Annotated in this window: 17 protein-coding genes; 11 read left to right on the top strand and 6 right to left on the bottom strand. The window is 63.2% G+C overall.

All coding sequences use genetic code 11. The features are described from left to right. The 5 genes from HPY64_15970 to HPY64_15990 form a co-directional block, all read left to right on the top strand. A partial coding sequence (locus HPY64_15970; protein NPV68634.1) for an ABC transporter substrate-binding protein occupies window positions 1–1,787 on the top strand: 1,787 nt, incomplete at its 5' end. Between the two features lie 183 nt (window positions 1,788–1,970). Further along, on the top strand, window positions 1,971–3,056 hold the full coding sequence (locus HPY64_15975; GenBank protein ID NPV68635.1) for a branched-chain amino acid ABC transporter permease: 1,086 nt from the start codon (window positions 1,971–1,973) through the stop codon (window positions 3,054–3,056). Window positions 3,057–3,065: 9 nt separating this feature from the next. Continuing rightward, entirely contained in the window at window positions 3,066–5,498 is a 2,433-nt protein-coding gene (locus HPY64_15980) for a transporter substrate-binding domain-containing protein (protein ID NPV68636.1), read from the top strand. Window positions 5,499–5,501: 3 nt separating this feature from the next. After that, complete coding sequence (locus HPY64_15985) at window positions 5,502–6,302, top strand: ABC transporter ATP-binding protein (protein NPV68637.1); 801 nt, start codon at window positions 5,502–5,504, stop codon at window positions 6,300–6,302. 65 nt (window positions 6,303–6,367) lie between these two features. Continuing rightward, a complete protein-coding gene (locus HPY64_15990; protein ID NPV68638.1) occupies window positions 6,368–7,084 on the top strand; it encodes an ABC transporter ATP-binding protein in 717 nt (238 codons plus the stop codon). A gap of 89 nt (window positions 7,085–7,173) precedes the next feature. Here HPY64_15990 and HPY64_15995 read toward each other — a convergent pair whose 3' ends face one another. Then, entirely contained in the window at window positions 7,174–7,650 is a 477-nt protein-coding gene (locus HPY64_15995; protein NPV68639.1) for a hypothetical protein, read from the bottom strand. Window positions 7,651–7,883: 233 nt separating this feature from the next. Between HPY64_15995 and HPY64_16000 the strand changes: the two genes are divergently transcribed. Next, window positions 7,884–8,372, top strand: a complete 489-nt coding sequence (locus HPY64_16000; GenBank protein NPV68640.1) for a DUF456 domain-containing protein — start codon at window positions 7,884–7,886, stop codon at window positions 8,370–8,372. Between the two features lie 239 nt (window positions 8,373–8,611). Continuing rightward, entirely contained in the window at window positions 8,612–9,235 is a 624-nt protein-coding gene (locus HPY64_16005; protein NPV68641.1) for a sulfite oxidase-like oxidoreductase, read from the top strand. Window positions 9,236–9,282: 47 nt separating this feature from the next. On the opposite strand, the gene HPY64_16010 is transcribed toward HPY64_16005, so the two are convergent. After that, window positions 9,283–10,272: an FAD-dependent oxidoreductase gene (locus HPY64_16010; protein NPV68642.1), complete on the bottom strand. Its 990-nt coding sequence runs from the start codon at window positions 10,270–10,272 to the stop codon at window positions 9,283–9,285. A 426-nt stretch (window positions 10,273–10,698) separates the two neighbouring features. Here HPY64_16010 and HPY64_16015 point away from each other — a divergent pair, with 426 nt between their 5' ends. After that, window positions 10,699–11,655: a PLP-dependent cysteine synthase family protein gene (locus HPY64_16015; protein NPV68643.1), complete on the top strand. Its 957-nt coding sequence runs from the start codon at window positions 10,699–10,701 to the stop codon at window positions 11,653–11,655. Window positions 11,656–11,740: 85 nt separating this feature from the next. Here HPY64_16015 and HPY64_16020 read toward each other — a convergent pair whose 3' ends face one another. Genes HPY64_16020 through HPY64_16030 form a run of 3 tightly spaced genes read right to left on the bottom strand, consistent with a single transcriptional unit; the run spans window position 11,741 to window position 14,834 of the window. After that, a complete protein-coding gene (locus HPY64_16020; GenBank protein ID NPV68644.1) occupies window positions 11,741–12,928 on the bottom strand; it encodes a hypothetical protein in 1,188 nt (395 codons plus the stop codon). Window positions 12,929–12,972: 44 nt separating this feature from the next. Next, window positions 12,973–14,082, bottom strand: a complete 1,110-nt coding sequence (locus HPY64_16025) for a hypothetical protein (protein NPV68645.1) — start codon at window positions 14,080–14,082, stop codon at window positions 12,973–12,975. Further along, a complete protein-coding gene (locus HPY64_16030) occupies window positions 14,079–14,834 on the bottom strand; it encodes an NAD-dependent deacylase (GenBank protein NPV68646.1) in 756 nt (251 codons plus the stop codon). Before HPY64_16030 ends, HPY64_16025 begins: the two co-directional genes overlap by 4 nt. A 255-nt stretch (window positions 14,835–15,089) precedes the next feature. On the opposite strand from HPY64_16030, the gene HPY64_16035 reads away from it, so the two are divergent. Together HPY64_16035 and HPY64_16040 are read left to right on the top strand one after the other, a co-directional pair. After that, window positions 15,090–16,082: a PDZ domain-containing protein gene (locus HPY64_16035; protein NPV68647.1), complete on the top strand. Its 993-nt coding sequence runs from the start codon at window positions 15,090–15,092 to the stop codon at window positions 16,080–16,082. A gap of 148 nt (window positions 16,083–16,230) precedes the next feature. After that, entirely contained in the window at window positions 16,231–17,010 is a 780-nt protein-coding gene (locus tag HPY64_16040; GenBank protein ID NPV68648.1) for an SDR family oxidoreductase, read from the top strand. 148 nt (window positions 17,011–17,158) lie between these two features. Here HPY64_16040 and HPY64_16045 read toward each other — a convergent pair whose 3' ends face one another. Next, window positions 17,159–17,806 carry a protein-L-isoaspartate(D-aspartate) O-methyltransferase gene (locus HPY64_16045; GenBank protein NPV68649.1) on the bottom strand — a complete coding sequence of 216 codons (648 nt, stop codon included), beginning with the start codon at window positions 17,804–17,806 and terminating at the stop codon, window positions 17,159–17,161. Window positions 17,807–18,126: 320 nt separating this feature from the next. Here HPY64_16045 and HPY64_16050 point away from each other — a divergent pair, with 320 nt between their 5' ends. Further along, window positions 18,127–18,942: a class I SAM-dependent methyltransferase gene (locus tag HPY64_16050; GenBank protein ID NPV68650.1), complete on the top strand. Its 816-nt coding sequence runs from the start codon at window positions 18,127–18,129 to the stop codon at window positions 18,940–18,942.

The raw sequence follows: 18,942 nt of genomic DNA on the forward strand, positions 1-18,942 counted from the left end.
TCCACGAAGATCAGGCCGGGTACCTGGCGGGTGTGCTGGCGGCGCGGCTGAGCCAGAGCGGGACGGTCGCCGGGGTGTATGGCACTGACCTGGTGCCACCGGTGGTGCTGTTCGCCCGTGGCTTTGAAGCCGGGGCGAAGGCGACCAACCCGGACATCAACGTGATCACGACCTTCCATCCGGGCGGGCTGGATGTGGCCTTCACCGACCCGGAGTGGGGTGCGACGACAGCGGCCCAGGCGATTGACCAGGGCGCGGACGTGATCTTCTCGGCGGGCGGGAAGACCGGCAACGGCGGTCTGACCGAGGTAGCCAACCGGACGACGGCGGAGAAGCCGCTGTATTGCATCGGGGTGGATACCGACCAGTGGGAGACGCTGCCGGAAGCACACGCCTGCCTGGTCTCCAGCGCGATGAAGCTGATCCCGGTCGGCATTGAGGAGATTGTCAATCAGTATGTGGCAGGCAACCCGCCGACGGGCAACTTCTACGGCCCGGTGGGACTGGCGGACTTCCATGACTTTGCCGATGTGGTGCCGGACGCGGTCAAGGAAGAGCTGGCGACCATCGCTGAGCAACTGACCAGCGGCGAACTGCAGACCGGCGTGACCCTTGGCGAAGCCCCAGCGGAAGAGGAAGCTCCGGCGGAGGAAGAGGCTGAAGCGGCAGCGGGCGGCCCGCTGGTGGTCGTCGCCCCCGGCGAGTCGGTCCTGCTCGGCTTTGCCGCCGGTCTATCTGGTGACGGTATCGAGCCGCTTGGCGTCGACGAACTGCGCGGCGCTCAGCTGGCCCTGGCCGACAAGCCCACCGTCACCGTCGGCGGCGTCGAGTTCCCCGTCACCCTCGACCCCCAGGATGAACTGTGCTCCGGCGAAGGCGGCCAGACCGTCGCCAACCGCTTCTCCTCCAACGAGGATATCGTCGCCGTCGTCGGCCACATGTGCTCCTCCTCCTGCATCGCCGCCAAGAGCGTCTACGAGGCCGCTGGCCTGACCATGGTCAGCCCCTCCTGCACCGCCCCCACCCTGGCTGACGGCTCCCTGGCCTTCAACCGTACTGTCTCCACCGACGCCATCCAGGGCCCCGTCGCTGCAGACTTCATCTACAACACCCTCGGCGTCCGCCGTATCGCCACCATCCATGACGGCTCCCCCTACGGCGAAGGCCTCGTCAATGCCACCGGCGACGCTTTCCTCGCCCTCGGTGGCGAGATCGTCGCCGCTCAGGCCATCAACGTCGGCGAAACAGACTTCCGCGCTGTCCTCGAAAACATCGCCGCCGCCGACCCCGAACTGATCTACTTCGTTGGCTTCGTCGCCGAAGGCGCCCGCCTCGCCGAACAACGCGCCGATGTCGGCCTCGAGGACGTCTACTTCATGGGCGCGGACGGCATCTACGCCCCTGAGTTCATCGCCCTCGCTGGCCAGGCCGCTGAAGGCGTCTTCGCCTCCGCCCCCATCCCCGTCAGCTCCGCCGCCTTCGACGCCTTCCGCGCCAAGTACGAGGAAACCTACGGCGAAGCCCCCATCGCCCCCTTCCATGGCCAGGCCTATGACGCCGTCAACGTCATCCTCGCCGCCATCGAAAAGGTCGGCCAGCTCGACGCCGATGGAAACCTCGTCATCGACCGCCTCGCCCTCGCCCAGGCCATCCGCGCTACCAAGGACTTCCCCGGCCTCACCGGTACCCTCTCCTGCGACGAAATGGGAGAGTGCGGTGGCGCTGTCATCGATGTCTATAAGGTCGTCGATGGTAAGTGGGTCTCCCAGGGCGTGGCTACGGAGTAACATGCTATGCAATTTGGGCAGAGGAGAGTATGATCTCCTCTGCCCTTCTTTTTGCAGCACAACCACAACACAACGGCTTTGCAACCCGGATGGGAGTGGCACATGGCATCACAGACTCGCGTGCAAACCAGAACCGAATTTGGCGCTCGTGTCACTGAACTATTCAGTATCGTCCGCAGCCCGATGACTGTGGTCGGGCTGATCATGATCGCCGCCATTGTTTACCAGGCGCTGGCCACCATCCTGGCCGGTCAATACACCCTGGAAACGTTCGTCCGCCAGTTGATCTTCGGGCTGGCGCAGGGCAGCATCTACGCCCTGGTTGCGCTGGGGTATACCCTGGTGTACGGCATCCTCTTTATGATTAACTTCGCGCATGGCGAAGTTTTTATGGCCGGTACCTATATTGGCTTTTTTGTCATAGATGCTTTGGATAAAACAGGCTTTCTGCTAGCGCACCCTTTCATCTCGCTGTTTATCGTCTTCGTGGTCTCCATTCTGACATCTGTCATGGTAGCCATCACCCTGGAGCGCATTGCCTACCGCCCGCTGCGCCGGGCGCCGCGCCTGGTCCCCCTGATCACTGCCATCGGCGCCAGCATCTTTTTGCAGCGGGCGTTCGCCGGCCTGTTCGGCTCCAGCCCCAAGGTCTACCCTAACGTTAGTGCTTATGTGTTGCCCGGCGTCTTCCATCTGGAGTGCGAAGTTGTCGACGCCGTTGAGGTCTGCAAAGGTCTGGATGTCATCAGCGGACGCTACCCGCTGCAGATCTTCGGCGTCGAAGTGCTCTTCCGGCCTATCTACCTGCTGGTGTTCCTGGCGGCTATCCTGCTAATGTGGGGGCTGTGGTTCTTTGTGCAGCGTACCAAAACCGGCAAGGCCATGCGCGCTGTGGCCGAGGACAAATCTACCGCCGCTCTGATGGGTATCAATGTCGACAGCGTGATCGTCTCAACCTTTGTGCTGGGGGCGGCGCTGGCCGGCGCGGCGGGTATCTTGTTCGCCCTTTATAACCGGCAGGTGACGTTCATGATGGGCTTTTTGCCCGGCCTGAAGGCGTTCACTGCCGCTGTGCTGGGCGGCATCGGCAACATCCCTGGCGCGGCGCTGGGTGGGTTCTTCCTGGGGATCATCGAGTCGGTAGCGCCTTCATTGCTCGGCCTGCCCACCCAGCTCAAAGACGTGATCGCGTTTGGCATGCTGGTGCTGGTCCTGATCTTCCGGCCAAGCGGCATCCTCGGCGAAGTCCTGACCGAAAAGAAGGCATAAGACGCAATCATGACCCTATCACGCAACTCCCTCCGCAGTGGCTTGTATGTTGGGATTGGCGCCACTTTTCTGGCCATGATCGGGATGGTAACGGCGCTGGCCGGACGTTACATCATTACTGACGTCCTGACCCTGGGCGACACCATCCTGTACGGCCTCTTCCTTGGTGCGGGTGTCCTGGCAGCTTCCCGGACAGGAAGCCGCCGGTGGGGTGATCTGCTGGCCAACGGTACGCTGGCGGCTGTCATTGCCGTTGCCATCCTGGTATCGGCGGTGCTGCTAGCCACCCAGTTGAATCAAGCCGCCACCGGCATCGGTATGGAAACCATCTTTCCCAATGTAACCGATGCGTTGCTGCAAAAGCTGACTTTTACCCAGGAGTCGGCGTTGGCGGGCTATATCCTGCTGGCGCTGGCAGCAGCGCTGCTGGGCGCGCTGGGCAGCCTGGTCCCGATCCTGCCAGTGCGGGTCCGGCGCATCGGGATCACCACGATTATGCTGGTGCTGGTGCTGGGCGTGCTGCAGGATCAGATCAATCGCATCTTTGCCCTGGTGGACGCCCTGTGGATCACTCTGCTGGTGGCAGCGGGGTATGCTAGTGCCGTGTGGCGGCATCAACGCCGGCTGGAAGCCCGTCTGCTGCTGCCCATCGGAATTGGCGCGGTGCTTGGGCTGGGGCTGGCGCTGGCGTTTAGCGCGCTGGGCGCCAACGAGAGCAGGTTACCTCCCGTCCTGGGGACGCCATCCCCGGCGATCTTGGGGTTCTTCTTTGTAGGGCGCAGCCTGGCGCTGACGCTGGCGCTGTTCGCTGTAGTCGGCGCGACTCTGGGAGCGGCAGGCGCGGCACTGAGTTCAACCTCCCGCGGCATTCACCGGGTCGGCGTAACCATTGTCGCGGCATTGCTGATGCTGGGCATCCTCTCCAGCTTCGGGCGGATCACCCTCCCCGCCGCCCTGCTGATCAGCCTGGTGATTGCCGCCAGCCAGGCGCTAGCAGAGCGAACTGCCGGGCAGGCTGAGTCCGTGTATGCAGCGCTCAACCGCGCTGAGAAGCGCACCAGCCGGCTCACCATTGGCCTGGTTGGCCTGCTGTTCGCTCTGGTTATCCCCCATCTGCTCAGCGGCTACATCAACAACGTGGTCGATCTGATCGGCCTGTATGTAATGATGGGCCTGGGGTTGAACATCGTTGTCGGCTTTGCTGGGTTGCTTGACCTGGGTTATGTGGCCTTCTTCACCATCGGGGCTTATACCGTCGGCATCCTGACCACGCCCAACGTCATTACCTGTCCGGTGCCCGCCGATAATGTTGTCATCACCCAGCAGGCCACCGTACAGGATACCGGCTTCACCTTCCTGCAAGGCCAACCGGTAGGGGTAGTGAGTGGCACGCGAGCCGCTTATGCAGCGACGGCGTTGCCGCGCCCAACCCTGGTCACCTTTGACACCCTCGATGAAGCCGTCAACGCCCTGCAGGCAGGTGAAGTCGTGGCGGTGGTGGAAAGCCAGGCCGCCTTGCAGCCTTACTTGAACGACGGCAGGTTTGCCGCCAGTCCACCCTTCCGGCCCCGGGATGATCAGTGGCCGGCTCGCAGTTTCAATGCCAGGGAGCAGGCCGCCTGGTGTCATACGCTGACCTTCTGGACCGCCTGGCCGATAGCTGTCCTGGCCAGCGGGCTGGCCGGTGTGCTGCTGGGCATCCCGGTGCTGCGCCTGCGCGGGGACTACCTGGCAATTGTGACTCTGGGTTTCGGGGAGATCATCCGCCTGATCGCCCTGTCTGACCTGGGCAAGCCGTACTTCGGCGGCGCACAGGGCATCATTGCCATCCCCTCGCCGGTGATTGATCTCACCGGCCTGGCCCAGACTCTTGTCAACACTGACCTGCCGATCCTTAAATCGCTGGGACAGGCGTTCGCCAGGCCGATCGCGCTCTCCCAGCCGCACGAGATTTATTACCTCATCCTGGGAGGCGTGCTGATTACCGCTTTTGTCTCCTATCGTCTGGCGCACTCGCGGCTGGGCCGGGCCTGGCGTGCCATGAAGGAAGATGAAGCAGTCGCGCAGGCGGTGGGCGTCAACCTTGTCCGGACAAAGCTGCTGGCGTTCTCGATTGGCGCGGCATTCTCCGGCATCGGCGGCGCGATCTTCGGGGCCTATATCAAGTCCATCTTCCCCAACAGCTTCACGCTGCTGGTTTCAATCAATGTGCTGAGCCTGATCATCATCGGCGGCATGGGCAACATCCCCGGCGTGATGATCGGCGCGCTGGTGATCTTTGGCCTGCCGGAAGCCCTGCGCGAATTTCAGGATTACCGGCTGCTGATGTTCGGCGCGCTGCTGGTCATCATGATGCTGCTGCGTCCGGAGGGCATCATCCCGCCAACCCCGGCCCGCCTGGAAGAAGAAGCGCAGCGGGCCGCCGCGGAAGAAGGAGCCTGATCGATGGCCGCCAACCAGGAAATCATTCTTGAAACACGCGGGGTTACCAAACGCTTTGGCGGCCTGACGGCCGTCTCGCGGGTAGACTTGCAGATCAGGCGGGAAACCATCGCCAGCCTGATCGGCCCGAATGGCGCGGGCAAGACCACGCTCTTTAATTGCGTCACTGGCTTCTACACCCCTGAGGAAGGCGCCATCCTCTTCCAGGGGAAGCCGATCACCGGCCTGCGCCCTGATCAGATCGTCAAAGCGGGCGTTGCCCGCACCTACCAGAACATCCGCCTGTTCGGGGCGCTGACCGTACTGGAAAATCTGCTGGTCGGCATGCATCCGCACCTGAAGTCCGGCCCGGTAGGCGCCATCCTGCACGACCCGCTCACCCGCCATGAAGAGAAGCGGGCCCTGGCGCAAGCCCACCAGTTGCTCAACTTCATGGGGTTGGCTGGCCAGGGCGATGTGCAGGCAGCCAACCTGCCCTATGGCCTGCAACGTCGTCTGGAGATCGGTCGGGCGCTGGCCAGTGAACCGCAGCTTCTGCTGCTGGACGAACCAACAGCAGGGATGAATCCGCAGGAAACGGAGGAGTTGATGATCTTTATCCGTCGCCTGCGCGATGAACGCGGCCTGACCATCTTCCTGATTGAGCATGACATGAATGTGGTGATGAGCATCTCCGATCAGGTCAGTGTGCTGGATTACGGCCGCAAGATCAGCGAAGGCACGCCAGCTCAGGTGCAAGCCGACCCGCACGTGATTGCCGCCTACCTGGGCACAGCTATGGATGACGACGAGATTGCCGTCTGAGACGCGCGTTTGGAGCCAACGGATGGGGCAACCGTCCCCGCCGCCAGAACACACAGGATAACACCATGACGCTGCTGGAACTCAATGAGGTTCACACCTATTACGGCAAGATTCACGCCCTCAAAGGCATTTCGCTGGCCGTTGAGGAAGGCGAGATCGTCACCCTGATCGGCGGCAACGGCGCAGGCAAGACCACCACCCTCAACACCATTTGCGGCATCACCCCTGCTGCGCGCGGCGCAATCACACTGGACGGGACGGACATCACCCGCAAACGCTCCCATGAGATCGTCGCTATGGGCGTTGGCCAGGCCCCTGAGGGCCGCAAAATCTTCACCCGCCTGACCGTCCGCGAGAACCTGGAAATGGGCGCCTATGCCCGAACGGATGCCTCTGGCGTCGCCAGAGATATGGAGTTCGTCTTTCACACGTTTCCACGGCTCAAGGAACGGGAAAAACAACTCGGCGGTACGCTCTCCGGCGGCGAACAGCAAATGCTGGCTATTGGCCGCGCCCTGATGGGGCATCCGCGTATTCTGTTGCTGGACGAACCAAGCATGGGGCTGGCCCCGCTGCTTGTACGGGAGATCTTCAACATCATCACCCACCTGAACCGCGAGCAGCGCACGACCATCTTGCTGGTGGAACAGAACGCGCACATGGCGCTGGCGATCGCCAGTCGGGGATATGTTCTGCAGACCGGCCAGATCATGCTATCGGATTCAGCCAAAGCCCTCCAGCAAAACGAAATGGTGCGCCGGGCCTACCTTGGCGAACATTAGGCAAACCGGCGGGCTTACCATCCTGATCGCACAAGAACGCCCCGGCTGCTCACCGGGGCGCCCTGCTTGTGCGATCTGACGGGGATAGCCTAAGTGCTGCCCGGCAAATCCGGGTTAGCGCCGGTTTCGTCACCGGCATCCGGCGATTCTCTATCCTCCCAGTAGCTCTTCCACAGCAGATCGCGGGGGATCTCGCCAGTAAAGAAGAAGTCCAGCAACGCCCGGAGCGCCACGTCTCTGGTCACGGTCTTGTATAGCGCGATCTCCAGCGGTTCAGGATGTACACTGATCGGCACGGTCACCGCCGGGTTGGCCGGGATGGCGGGATCGATGAGGTATAGCGGCGGCTCGCGCATATTGTCCGGCAGGTAGGAGACTGTGACCCGCTGGCTGCGTGTTGCACCAACCTCCATCGAGCCAGCGCCGCACAGTTCCAGCCGGACATCTGGAAACAGGTTATCCTCCAGTTGCTCGATCACCGTCTCCAGCACCTCATAGGTGAAGAAATCGATCAACACAGAGGCAAGTTCCTGACCCTGTTGTTCACTCAGACGCAGAATCCACATGGTTTGTCTCAACCGTCTATGGTGGCAGGCCATACCTATTTGCCACTGTGCCCTGTACTCCCTGCTTACACCCGCTTGGCCCGCCTGTCAAGCGAGCGCGATCGCCTGCTCATCCCGACCTATCCAGTGTACGCCACCTGGCCTGCCCTGGCGCCTTCACCCCGGCACACAACTTTGCGGCGCAGCCAGCGTAGACTCTTGTGGTACGGCTGTTGTCACCGACAGGTTGAAGCATGACTGACGCTCTCTTCCCGATCGTCATCCTGATCCTGATGCTGCTGGCGACGGCAGCATCGCTGCTGCCGGTCATCCCCGGCCCGGCCCTAGTCTGGGCAATCGGCATGTTCTATGCCACCCTGACCCGCTTTGAGCAGGTGTCTCCTCTTGCCGCAGTACTGATGACCCTTCTGATGATCCTCGGCTCAACCGCTGGCTGGTGGATGCAGGCCGCCGGGATGAAGGCCCAGGGTGGAAGCCGGGCCGCCATCCTGGGCGGGCTGATCGGCGGACTGGCGGGCACCCTCCTCATCCCCGTCCCCGTGCTGGGGACGCTGGCCGGGGTAGTCGGCGGCACGCTGGTGATCGAATTGTTACGCCTGGGCGAAGCCAGCAAAGCGATTCATTCCAGCCAGATTGCCCTCAAAGCCTATCTGCTGACCCTGCTGACCGAGACCGGCGCCTGTGTGCTCATCGTGATCATCTTCATCATCGCCGTTTTCTAACAGCAGCCGGTCTGGCGGCGCTGACCTCATACCCCAGCAAGCCGGTTGCAGCGCTCCCGCAGATGCGGTTATGCCCCACGCCGCGCAGCCGCCCGATATCCTGCGTTACAACCGGCGCCGCCGATTGTAGCTGCAGCCAGGCGGTGCGCCACAGTCATGAATCCCTCGACTCTGGCAGCCTGAGAGGGCCTATTGTATACTCGCCACCACATTCGGACCCAGCCAGTGAGGGACTCGCCATGCCCACCGATGCCATGAGCCGACGCGAAGACGAGCAGATCATGAAAGATGCCGGCCGCCTGCCGCCCGGCCAGGCGCTGACCCGCAAGTTCCCCGTGCTACACTATGGCCCGATTCCGCCGTTTGACCCGGCCACCTGGACGCTGCGCGTCTTTGGCGAAGTCGAAGCGGAAACACAGTGGACCTGGGCGGAATTCATCCAGCTCCCGACAGTCACCATCACTGCTGACATCCACTGTGTGACCGGTTGGAGCAAGTTCGATACCACCTGGGAGGGGCCGCGCTTCCGCGATTTTCTGCAACTATTCACCCTCAAACCCACCGCGCGGTACGTCATCGCCCACGCCGAGTATGGCTTTACCGCCAACCTGCCGCTGGAGATCATGCTGGATGATGACGTCCTACTGGCCTGGAAATACGACGGCCAGCCGCTGACGCCGGAGCATGGCTGTCCATTACGGCTGGTCGTCCCCAGGCGCTATTTCTGGAAAAGCGCCAAGTGGCTGCGCGGGCTGGAATTCAGCGCGGAAGATAAACCAGGCTTCTGGGAACGGGCTGGCTACCACAACAACGGCGATCCTTTCAAAGAGGAACGCACCCAGCCGCGTATTGGCCGTCTATAGGCGCAGACCGCCCTGGTCGGGCAGCCTGCGCCCGTACACGCCAGGCGCTATGACCAGTCCGGGCGCAACGCGCCCCGCCCACTGAGCAGGCGGTCAATTGCCATCGCAGCGATCACGCCGTCAGCCGCAGCGACCACCGCCTGTTTGATGTGATTGCACAGCAGATCGCCCACCGCAAACACACCCGGCACGCTGGTCTGATAGTGCTGATCGACAACCAGGCAGCCCGTCTCGGTGCTTTGCAGCTCGCCCTGGAGATAATCCGTAATCGGCTTGCTGCCCTGCAGGTAAACGAATGCCCCCGCCACCGGCAGGATTTCCTCCCCGCCTTCACGCGGTGCGATACGCACACTGTGTACCACCCGATCGCCCATGATCTCGCGCAGGCGGGTAGCGTAACGCACCTCGATAGCCGGCGTCGCCTCAACCTCGCGGAGCAGTTCCTCACTCACCTTGAGGTCGGGCGTCTGCACCAGCAAGATAACCCGGCGGGCGAACTTGGCCAGATGTAGCGCTTCTTCCACGGCTTCGTCATTGTTCCCGGCCACGACCACATCCTTGCCCTGGAAGAAAGCCGCGTCACAGGTGGCGCAGTAGCTCACACCCCGGCCCAGGAATTCCTCCTCACCTTTGACGCCTTTGGCCCGGCCCATCGAACCGGTTGCCAGCACCACAGCGCGGGCAGTGTACGTGCCCTCCCCGGCAAAGATCACCTTGGGATCGCTGCGCAGATCAACCGACAGCACCTTATCCTGCACGAACTCCGCGCCAAAGGCGCGCGCCTGATCGCGCATGGTCTGTAGCAACTGGGCACCGCTCACCTCGCCCGCCACACCAGGATAGTTGGCGATCTTGTGGGTCAGACCCAGCGCGCCCGCGGTAAGCCCTTTATCGATCACCAGGGTGCGGTATTTGGCGCGGGCAGTATAGATTGCGGCAGAGGCCCCCGCCGGGCCGCCGCCGATGATGATCACATCGTAGTCTCTGTTCTGGTCGCTGGCATCTTTGCCGCCCAGCGGTAGATTGAAGCTGACCATAGTTTCTCACTCCATCCGGGATATCGACACTACTTCCTGGGGTTGTTCGATGCAGGACAGGGAAAGATCGTCACACCCGCCGCCGATTTCTAACGTGTTTTCTATATGACCTGCCAGTGCCTGCGACTGTTTTTCTAGCCCTGCTCATTGACTTTTGGCGACAAAGACAGTATAGTTTTTGCAGATGTTCATTGGAGAAATTGCCATGTATGCACAATTGACCTGCTTGTGTCTGAGGCGGGGCCGCTAGCCACCTCTTCAGACCAGGTCATCCCGCAGGTGAAAACTGAGGCCAACGGCTGAGAGAGTGGCAGCGTCCCCGCGGCGGTGGAGTTGCGCCCATCGCCAGCAATCCGGCGTGTACTGGGAACGCGACCGCTCTTTTGTTTTGTCCGTTGGACTTTTGTTTTCATCACAGGGATGATCATGACCGTTCAAGTATATGACCCACGCATCACCGTCCGCCCGGAAGCCCGTTCACTGGAGCAACTGGTCGGGAACACGCCCCTGATTGGCTTCCAGCGAATCACCCGTCACCTGCCAGAAACGATCGCCATCTACGCCAAAGCGGAATGGTACAACCCTGGCGGCAGTATTAAAGACCGCGCCGCGCTCAACATCATCCTCCAGGCTGAAGCCGACGGGCAGCTCTACCCCGGCAAGATCATCCTGGAAAGCACCAGCGGCAACACCGGCATCGCCCTGGCTATGTTCGGCGCAGCGCGCGGCTACCCGGTCAAGCTCTTCATGCCGGAAAACGCCAGCCCGGAGCGCATCCAGATTCTGCGCGCTTATGGCGCGGAGGTTGTTCTCACACCCGCTGAAGAAGGGACGGATGGCGCGATGCTGGCCGCCAAAGCTTTACTGGCGCGCCAGCCGGAACGCTACTTCTATGCGGCGCAATACGATAACCCGGCCAACTGGCTGGCCCACTATCACGGCACCGGCCCTGAAATCTGGGAGCAAACCGGCGGGCAGATCACGCACTTCGTGGCCGTGATGGGCACGAGCGGCACCTTCACCGGGGTAACCCGCCGCCTGAAGGAGCTGAACCCGCGCCTCATGGCGATCTCGCTCCAGCCGGATGCCCCCTTCCACGGCCTGGAGGGTATGAAGCATATGCCTTCGGCCATCAAGCCGGGCATCTATGACGCCAGCCTGGCCGACCGCAACCTGCCCATCCGCACTGAGGACGCCCACGCGATGGTATTGCGCCTGGCGCGGGAGGAAGGGCTGCTCGTCGGCGTGAGCAGTGGGGCGGCGATGGTTGGTGCGCTACGGGTGGCGGAAAGCCTGGCAGCCCAGGAAAAGGCAGCCACGATTGTGACCGTCTTCCCGGATAGCGGGTTCAAGTATCTTTCCCGGCCACCCTTCCAGGGGTAGCCCGTCAGCGTTGGCACGAGCGGCACATGTATCAACCGCATGGCCTGAATGAGCCAGCCTGGGGCGGGAAGCGCCACCGGGCTGCTCATGGCTCCCAGCGCTCGGTGACCCTGAAGCCGCGCTCGCGGATTTTCTCCATGAAGCGCGTCGAGGTCACCGCCTTCTCCATCGGCCAGACGCCGGGCTGCACTTCGCCACGGGCGATGAACTCGGCCATGATCGCTGCATGCCAGCCGGTCAGCCGTTCCATGCCGTTGAAGCCGGTCGCCGGGTCGTAGCCGTCAACGAGATCGACGACCAGCGAGATGTCGCGTCCATCCAGCGCGCCGGTGCCCCGCGCCCGCATGACGCAGATATCGATCACCTGTTCAACCTCGATCTGGGGCGCCAGCAGGGTATGATAGAACTCGCGGGGGATCACGCGCATCCGGTCAGGCCCGACCTCGATCGGCTCCTCACTGAACAGGCCAAGGTCCTTGAAGGCTTTGAACTGGGCATAATGGCCTGGATAGCGGCAGATTTTGTTCTCGTAGACCTGCAGCCGGCCCTCGTAAGTATAGGGTACGGTCGACGTACCGCCGGAGGCCACAAACGCTTCCAGCTGGCCAAGGCCGTCGAATTCCAGCATTTCCAGCTCGGTGAAGGTGTCCACCAGCGTGATCTTGCCATCGCGCAGGAAGACGGCCTGCCCGCTGTATTCGTTGGTCAGGCCGTTGATGTGAAAGGACGCCTGGTAGCCCCAGGGCGGCGGCGGGTTTACCGGCAGGCCGCCATCCCAGATGCGCACCTCGCGGGGAACCGCGCCCCGCGCTTCCAGTTGCTCCACGGTGTAGAGGCCCAGCGTGTTGTTCAGGCCCGGCCCCATCCCGCAATCCGGCACGATGCTCACCCCGGCTGAACGGGCCTCGGCGTCGAGCGCCAGCTGCCTGAGCACCGTCTCGGTATGGCCGCCCAGGTCGACCATGCTCGTTCGGGCCTGAATCGCCGCCTGGGTGCATCCGAGAATGAAACGGTACGGGACCGCGCACAGATACACGTCAACCGGCGTCAGCAGTTCGACTAGCGCATCGTAATCCCGCACGTCGATCTGCGCCGCGCGGGCAACATCGCGCCCGGTCAGGCGGTTGATCCGCTCCGCGGCCCGGCGGGCTGTCCCCGCATCCACGTCAGCCAGCAGGACGCTCTTTGCTCCACCGCGCATGACCATATCATAGGCGGCGGCTGTGCCCTGCCGCCCGGCCCCGACCACCGCATACCGGAACCCTTCAGCCATCTGGCAATCCCCCTGGTGTCCACCGGCACAAGCGTATCACCACATCAAAGTGTCGTTTCGTCGCTGATCCTGCCCAGCCACGTCGCCGCCGCTACCTGGCGCACCTCGCCCGTATCCAACGCGATCTTCCAGGTGCCGTCCTGGCGGGGGTTGGTCAGCAGCACACCGCTGCCATCTTCAGTCCAGGCCAGGGGCAGCAACGGCACCAGCAGTGGATTGTAGATCAACTGGCGCTGTTCACCCCGCACTGTATCGACCAGCGCCAGCATAAACCGCTCCCGCCCGCTGGTTGCGCTATCGATGCTCAGGTTGCTGGCCAGGCTATAGACCGCCCGGCGGCCATCGTCCGCCACCAGCACCGCCCCTGCCGCCTGATAGTTGACATTGAGCGACCGGGTAAACACATCAACCCCCGCCGCCAGGTCCCATACCCGTACATCATACCCCCCGGCGGAACTGACCTGTTCCAGGCGGGCAAAATACTGACCATTGGCGGAAACCGCCCCACCGCAAAAGCAATTCGGCTCAAAGGGCAAGAGTTCCGGCCCCGCGCCGGGATCAGCTAGATTCAGCCGGTGCAGAGCCGCATACTGGCGGTAGAAGAAAAAATCGCCCACGCTCTGCGGCTGGCGGTCAAAGAAGAAAAGCCGGTCGGCGACCAGCGCCACCGGTGCTACCCGCATAAAGGTATCCGGCCCATCGGTCAGGATAACCCGCGGCTGGGTGCCATCAGCGCGGGCCAGTGTGGTGATCGTCTGCAGCCCACCGTCCGTTTGGTTGGCCAGCGTCCAGGCGATCCACTGGCGATCCGCCGAAACGACCCAGTCAATCCGGCGCGTCTCCGGGGCCGGTTGAATGAAAGGGTGCGATTCGATACGGCCATCCGGCCAGGCGCGGTAGATCGTCCTGGTGACCGGGTCTTCGTACAGTACATACCCGCCGACGATCGCAAAGCGATCGCCGCTGACATCCACGGTGACAGTCTGGGCAGTCAGGGCATCAACAAAAAACAACCGGGCCATACCGGCGGGTGCGCCGGGAGGCATGCGCATGACATAGACTTCAGTCAGGCCGCTATCCGGCTGGGCCAGCGCCAGCCCACCCACAGCCATCAGCACCGCCGCCGCCAGCCAGACGATCCCGCGCCTGATCATTGCCCCTGTCCCCCTCGCCTGGCCCGGATGATCGCCACCAGCTGCGGGAGAATCTCCCCGGCAGGGCCATCAAGCCACAGCGCGGCCAGCGAGGTGATCGCGCTGGCCGCAGGGTTGATCTCGATCAGGGTTGCCCCGGCGCGGAAGGCCAGCGAGGGCAACGCGGCGACCGGCTGCACCACGCCGGATGTCCCCACAACCAGCATGACATCTGCCTCCTGCGTCACGATCATCGCCCGCAACAGCGCCTCGGCGGGCAGATTTTCGCCAAACCAGACGACATCAGGCCGCGCCAGCGCGCCACAGTAAGGACAACGCGGCAGGCCATCCTCGACCGGCGCATCACCGCTGAAAGCCGTCGGCACTCCCCGGCAACTGGCAGTACACCGGCTGCCCATGATTGCACCGTGCAGAGGGATGACATCGCTGCTGCCTGCCCGCTGGTGCAGATCGTCCACATTCTGGGTGATTAGCACCACATGCGGCAACAGGTCCTCCAGTTCAGCCAGGGCATAATGTCCTGGATTCGGCGCCGCCTTCCGCACTATCTCGCGCCGGTAGGCGTACCACTCCCACACCAGCCTGGGATCGCGCTGGAACGCTTCCGGCGTCGCCAGTTCAGCTGGATCGTACCTGTGCCACAGGCCATCGTCCTTATCCCGGAAGGTCGGCACGCCGCTTTCCTTGCTGATGCCCGCCCCTGTCAGGACGACCAGTCGCTGGCTGCGACCAATGATCGCGGCTGCCTCCATGATCCTGTGCTGCATAACCCCGACTCCTGGATCGATACGCGCCCGCTATTCTAGCACAGCCCGCCCTGCCCCGGCGCAATCCAACCGCTGATTAGAAATCTGACAGAAAAACGGAGCCTTATTGTCTGCTAATAGCCTTCCGGTCTATAGTGGGTTTACCGCGGGCTGAAGAGACTCCTGCCGCAGGAGCAGCCTGGGCAGGGAGTGCGTTGCAGCCGCGGGAATCGACCGTAGAGGTTCAAGGAGTACATTACCATGACCGATCTTGAATCGGCCCAGGCAGTGCTGGACGCCCATAGCCGGGCGATCCAGGCGGTGGTGGCGGCAGTAGCGCCGGCCGTCCTGCGCGTGGAAGCGACGCGGGGTGGGCGCGGGCGTGACTGGCCGCCAGGTCGTGCCCGGACGGCTTTCGGTTCCGGGTTCGTGATCAGCGCGGAGGATGGGCTGGCAGTGACGAACTTCCATGTCGTCCGCGACGCCCGTCAGGTGATCGTCCACCACCACGATGGGACGTCAACACGCGGCGAAGTCATCGGCGCCGACGCTGACGTTGATCTGGCGGTGATCCGCGTCAGAGGTGAGAACCTTGCGGCTGCGCGGTGGGGCGATTCGACCGCCCTGCAGGTGGGCAGCATGGTGCTGGCCCTCGGCAATCCGGATGGCGACTGTGTGGTGGCCACCAGCGGCATCGTGAGCGCCTTGGGGCGGCAGTTACGCGGCCCTTCCGGCAGGCTGCTGGATGACCTGATCCAGACCGATACAATCTTCAACCCCGGCATGAGCGGCGGGCCGCTGGTCAACAGCGCCGGGCAGGTGGTCGGCATCAACACCGCCAGCCTGGTGGAAGCGCAGGGCATCAACCTGGCGATCAGCAGCGTCAGCGCCCGCCCGCTGGTGGACGATCTGATTCGCTTCGGCGAGATCCGGCGGCCGCTACTGGGCATCGCCGGAGAACGCCAGCGGCTATACGGCGGGCTGATCCGGCATCACCAGCTGGGGCAAACTCACGGTGTATACATCCACGAAGTGCGCCCCGGCTACCCGGCTGCTAAAGCCGGGATCCGGGCCGGCGACATCCTGATCGAGGCTGATGGCCAGGTCATCGAAGGTCTGGACGATCTGCATCGTGTCCTGAGCGGCAAAGCGTTAGGGGCGGAAATGTCCATCCGTTTGCTGCGCGATCTGGATCTGGTAGAGGTAACCGTCACGCTGGACGCCCCTGCGGCAACTCCGGCATCCGAATCCTGAGTAGGTAGCCGCCCCGGTCTGCCATGGCCGGGGCGGTCTCCCGCCTGCTGCCGTTCGCCGCGTCGGGCAGACGCAAATTTCCCGCCCCGCCGCATCACAGGTATGATGATCTCGGTCAGCGTATACGATTACCCGGAGGTAGGAAGCTATGCAACAGTCGCTGCAGGATAGGGTCGCCCTGGTTACCGGTTCGGCCCACCGCGTGGGCAAAGCGATCGCCATGGCTCTGGCCGCTGAGGGTGTGCATCTGGTGGTGCATTACAGCGGCGCCGAAGCTGAAGCGCGGGAGACCGTCCGCGAGATCAAGAGCCTGGGTGTGCAGGCGATCAGCTTTCGTGCCGATCAGGCTGACCCAGCGCAGGTGAGCGCTCTGTTTGACGCTATTCGGGAAGCGTTCGGGCGGCTGGACATCCTCGTTAACAGCGCGGGTATGTTCAAGAAAACGGATTTCCTGGAGCTGAGCTATGAGGAATGGCAGCGCGTCCTGGCCGTCAATCTGACCGGCCCATTCCTATGCAGTCAGCAGGCGGCGCGCCTGATGCTGGCTCAGGACCCGCCCGGCGGTGTGATCATCAACATCATCGATAACAGCGCTCTCCAGCCCTGGCCGGACTTCCCCCATCATAGCGTCAGCAAAGCCGGCGTGCTGATGCTGACCCGGCTGCTGGCCCGCCGGCTGGCCCCCGCCATCCGCACCAATGCCATCGCCCCTGGCCCCGTGCTCAAAGAGCCAGGCCGCACCGATGAAAGCTGGGCGCAGGTAGCCGCGCGGGTGCCCCTTCAGCGCAACGGCACACCGGAAGATGTCGGGCGGGCGGTAGTCTACCTGGCGCGGGAGGACTTCCTCAACGGGGTGGTGCTGAACGTCGACGGCGGCGAACACCTGACCGATTCCGGCTCCCCGCTGAAGCCGCGTGCCGCCGGTTAAGCGCCGGGCCACGCCGGGGCACAGGAGAAGTCAGCAGGGGATTCTGTGAGCAAAGCGGCAGGTGAAGGAAGGGACCAGAGGCAGGAACCGGATTCGCGCCGCCACCCGGTTCTGGCCAGCCAGTGGTCTCAGGCCATTCCGCCCGGCGCTAGCGTTCCTTACGGAAACCATAGCGGCCATAGAGCAGCACAAACATCACCGGGGCCAGGTCCTCAATACGCCACGATTCGCCTTCCCGCCGGACGCGCACCAGCATCTGGCTGGTGCGATCGCCCACCGGCAGCACCAGCCGGCCACCCTCAGCGAGCTGCGTGCGCAACGGGCCAGGTATGGATGGCGCCGCCGCCGACACAAGGATAGCGTCAAACGGGGCCATGTCCGCCAGCCCCTGGCTGCCATCGCCGACATAGACCTCCACGTTGGTGTACCCGAGGTCGGTCAGCCGGGTAGCGGCGCGGCTGGCCAGAAAGCGATCGCGTTCCAGGCTGTAGACCTGCTTGCATAGCTCGCAGAGCACGGCGGTCTGGTAACCCGAACCCGTGCCTACCTCCAGGACCGTCTCATCTCCTTTGAGTTGCAGGCTCTGCGTCATCAGGGCCACGATATACGGCTGGGAGATGGTCTGGTCATGGCCGATCGGCAGGGGGCCATCGTGGTACGCCAGGTGTTGTAGTTCCGGCGGCACAAACAGGTGGCGCGGCACCTTGCGCATGGCTTCCAGAACGCGGGAATCGACGATATCCCGCGCTTCCAGTTGTTCTGCTACCATCCGCTCGCGCAGCGCTGTGTAATCCATATCCATGTTGCGCATTCCCCGCTGCCCCCATTATACCAGTAGCCGCCCGCGAACAAGATCGCGGTACGGTCAGGGTTCCGCTGCAAGCAAAGACCTCAGGCAAGCGGGCGCCGGGCAGTGGAGAGCAAGCACCGCCTAGCAGCCAGACTTGACCTGCGGCGGCAGCGCCCACCCGTGCCGCCTGTCTACCCCCGGCCTCTGCTTTCAGGCGTCGCCCCACTGCCGGAAATCACTGATATCGATGTTGGACAGCCCCCCTCCTCCTCTGTATAATCGCCCGTTGAACACCGGCTTGAACACGTCCTGCGGGAGAACCACGGTTGCCCGAACATAATCGCCCTACTGTAGCGCCTGAGCTATACACCGAGGAGTATTTCCGCACGGCCTGCGAAGGCTACGACGAGTTTAACCGGAGCGAAGGTGAGCAGCTCTCGCGGCGCTTGAAGGCGGCTTTTGAGCTGGCGGCAATCCGCCCCGGCATGCTGGTGTTAGATGTCGGCTGCGGACGCGGCGAAATCCTGCGCCACTGCGCCGAACTCGGCGCACACGCCTACGGCATCGACTACGCACCGGTCGCCGTGGATATGAGCGCCAGTGTGATCCGCCGCAGCGCCAGCACCAGCGGCAGGATCGGCGTCAGCCAGGCCAATGCCCGCCACCTGCCCTTCCCAGACGCTACCTTTGACCGCGTGCTGATGTTTGATGTGGTCGAGCATCTGTACCCCTGGGAACTACAGGAAGCCCTTCGGGAAGTGCATCGCGTGCTCAAAGCCGATGGGCGATTCATCGTGCATACCGCGCCTAACGCCTGGTATGATCGTTACGCCTACCCGGTCGTCCGCGTGGTGCGCACACTGATGGGTCAGGGCAGCCGTTACCCGGCCAACCCACGGGAATTCCTGGTGGGCGTTAACGCCCACGTACATGTCAACGAGCAGAGTTTGTTCAGCCTGCGGCGGGTCCTGCAACAGGCAAACTTCGATGCTCATGTCTGGCTGGATAGCCCACCCCAGCGATGGGGGCGCGATCCAGTGGGCCAGCTGCGCCGCTTGCTGTTTCACATCCCGCCGTTCCGCTGGTTCTTCCAGCGGGAAGTGTTTGCCGTCGCTGCCAAGAGAGTCCAAAGGATCGGCTGA

This window comes from Anaerolineae bacterium (genome assembly GCA_013178165.1).
In the GTDB taxonomy this organism is placed as follows: Bacteria; Chloroflexota; Anaerolineae; order Aggregatilineales; family Ch27; genus Ch27.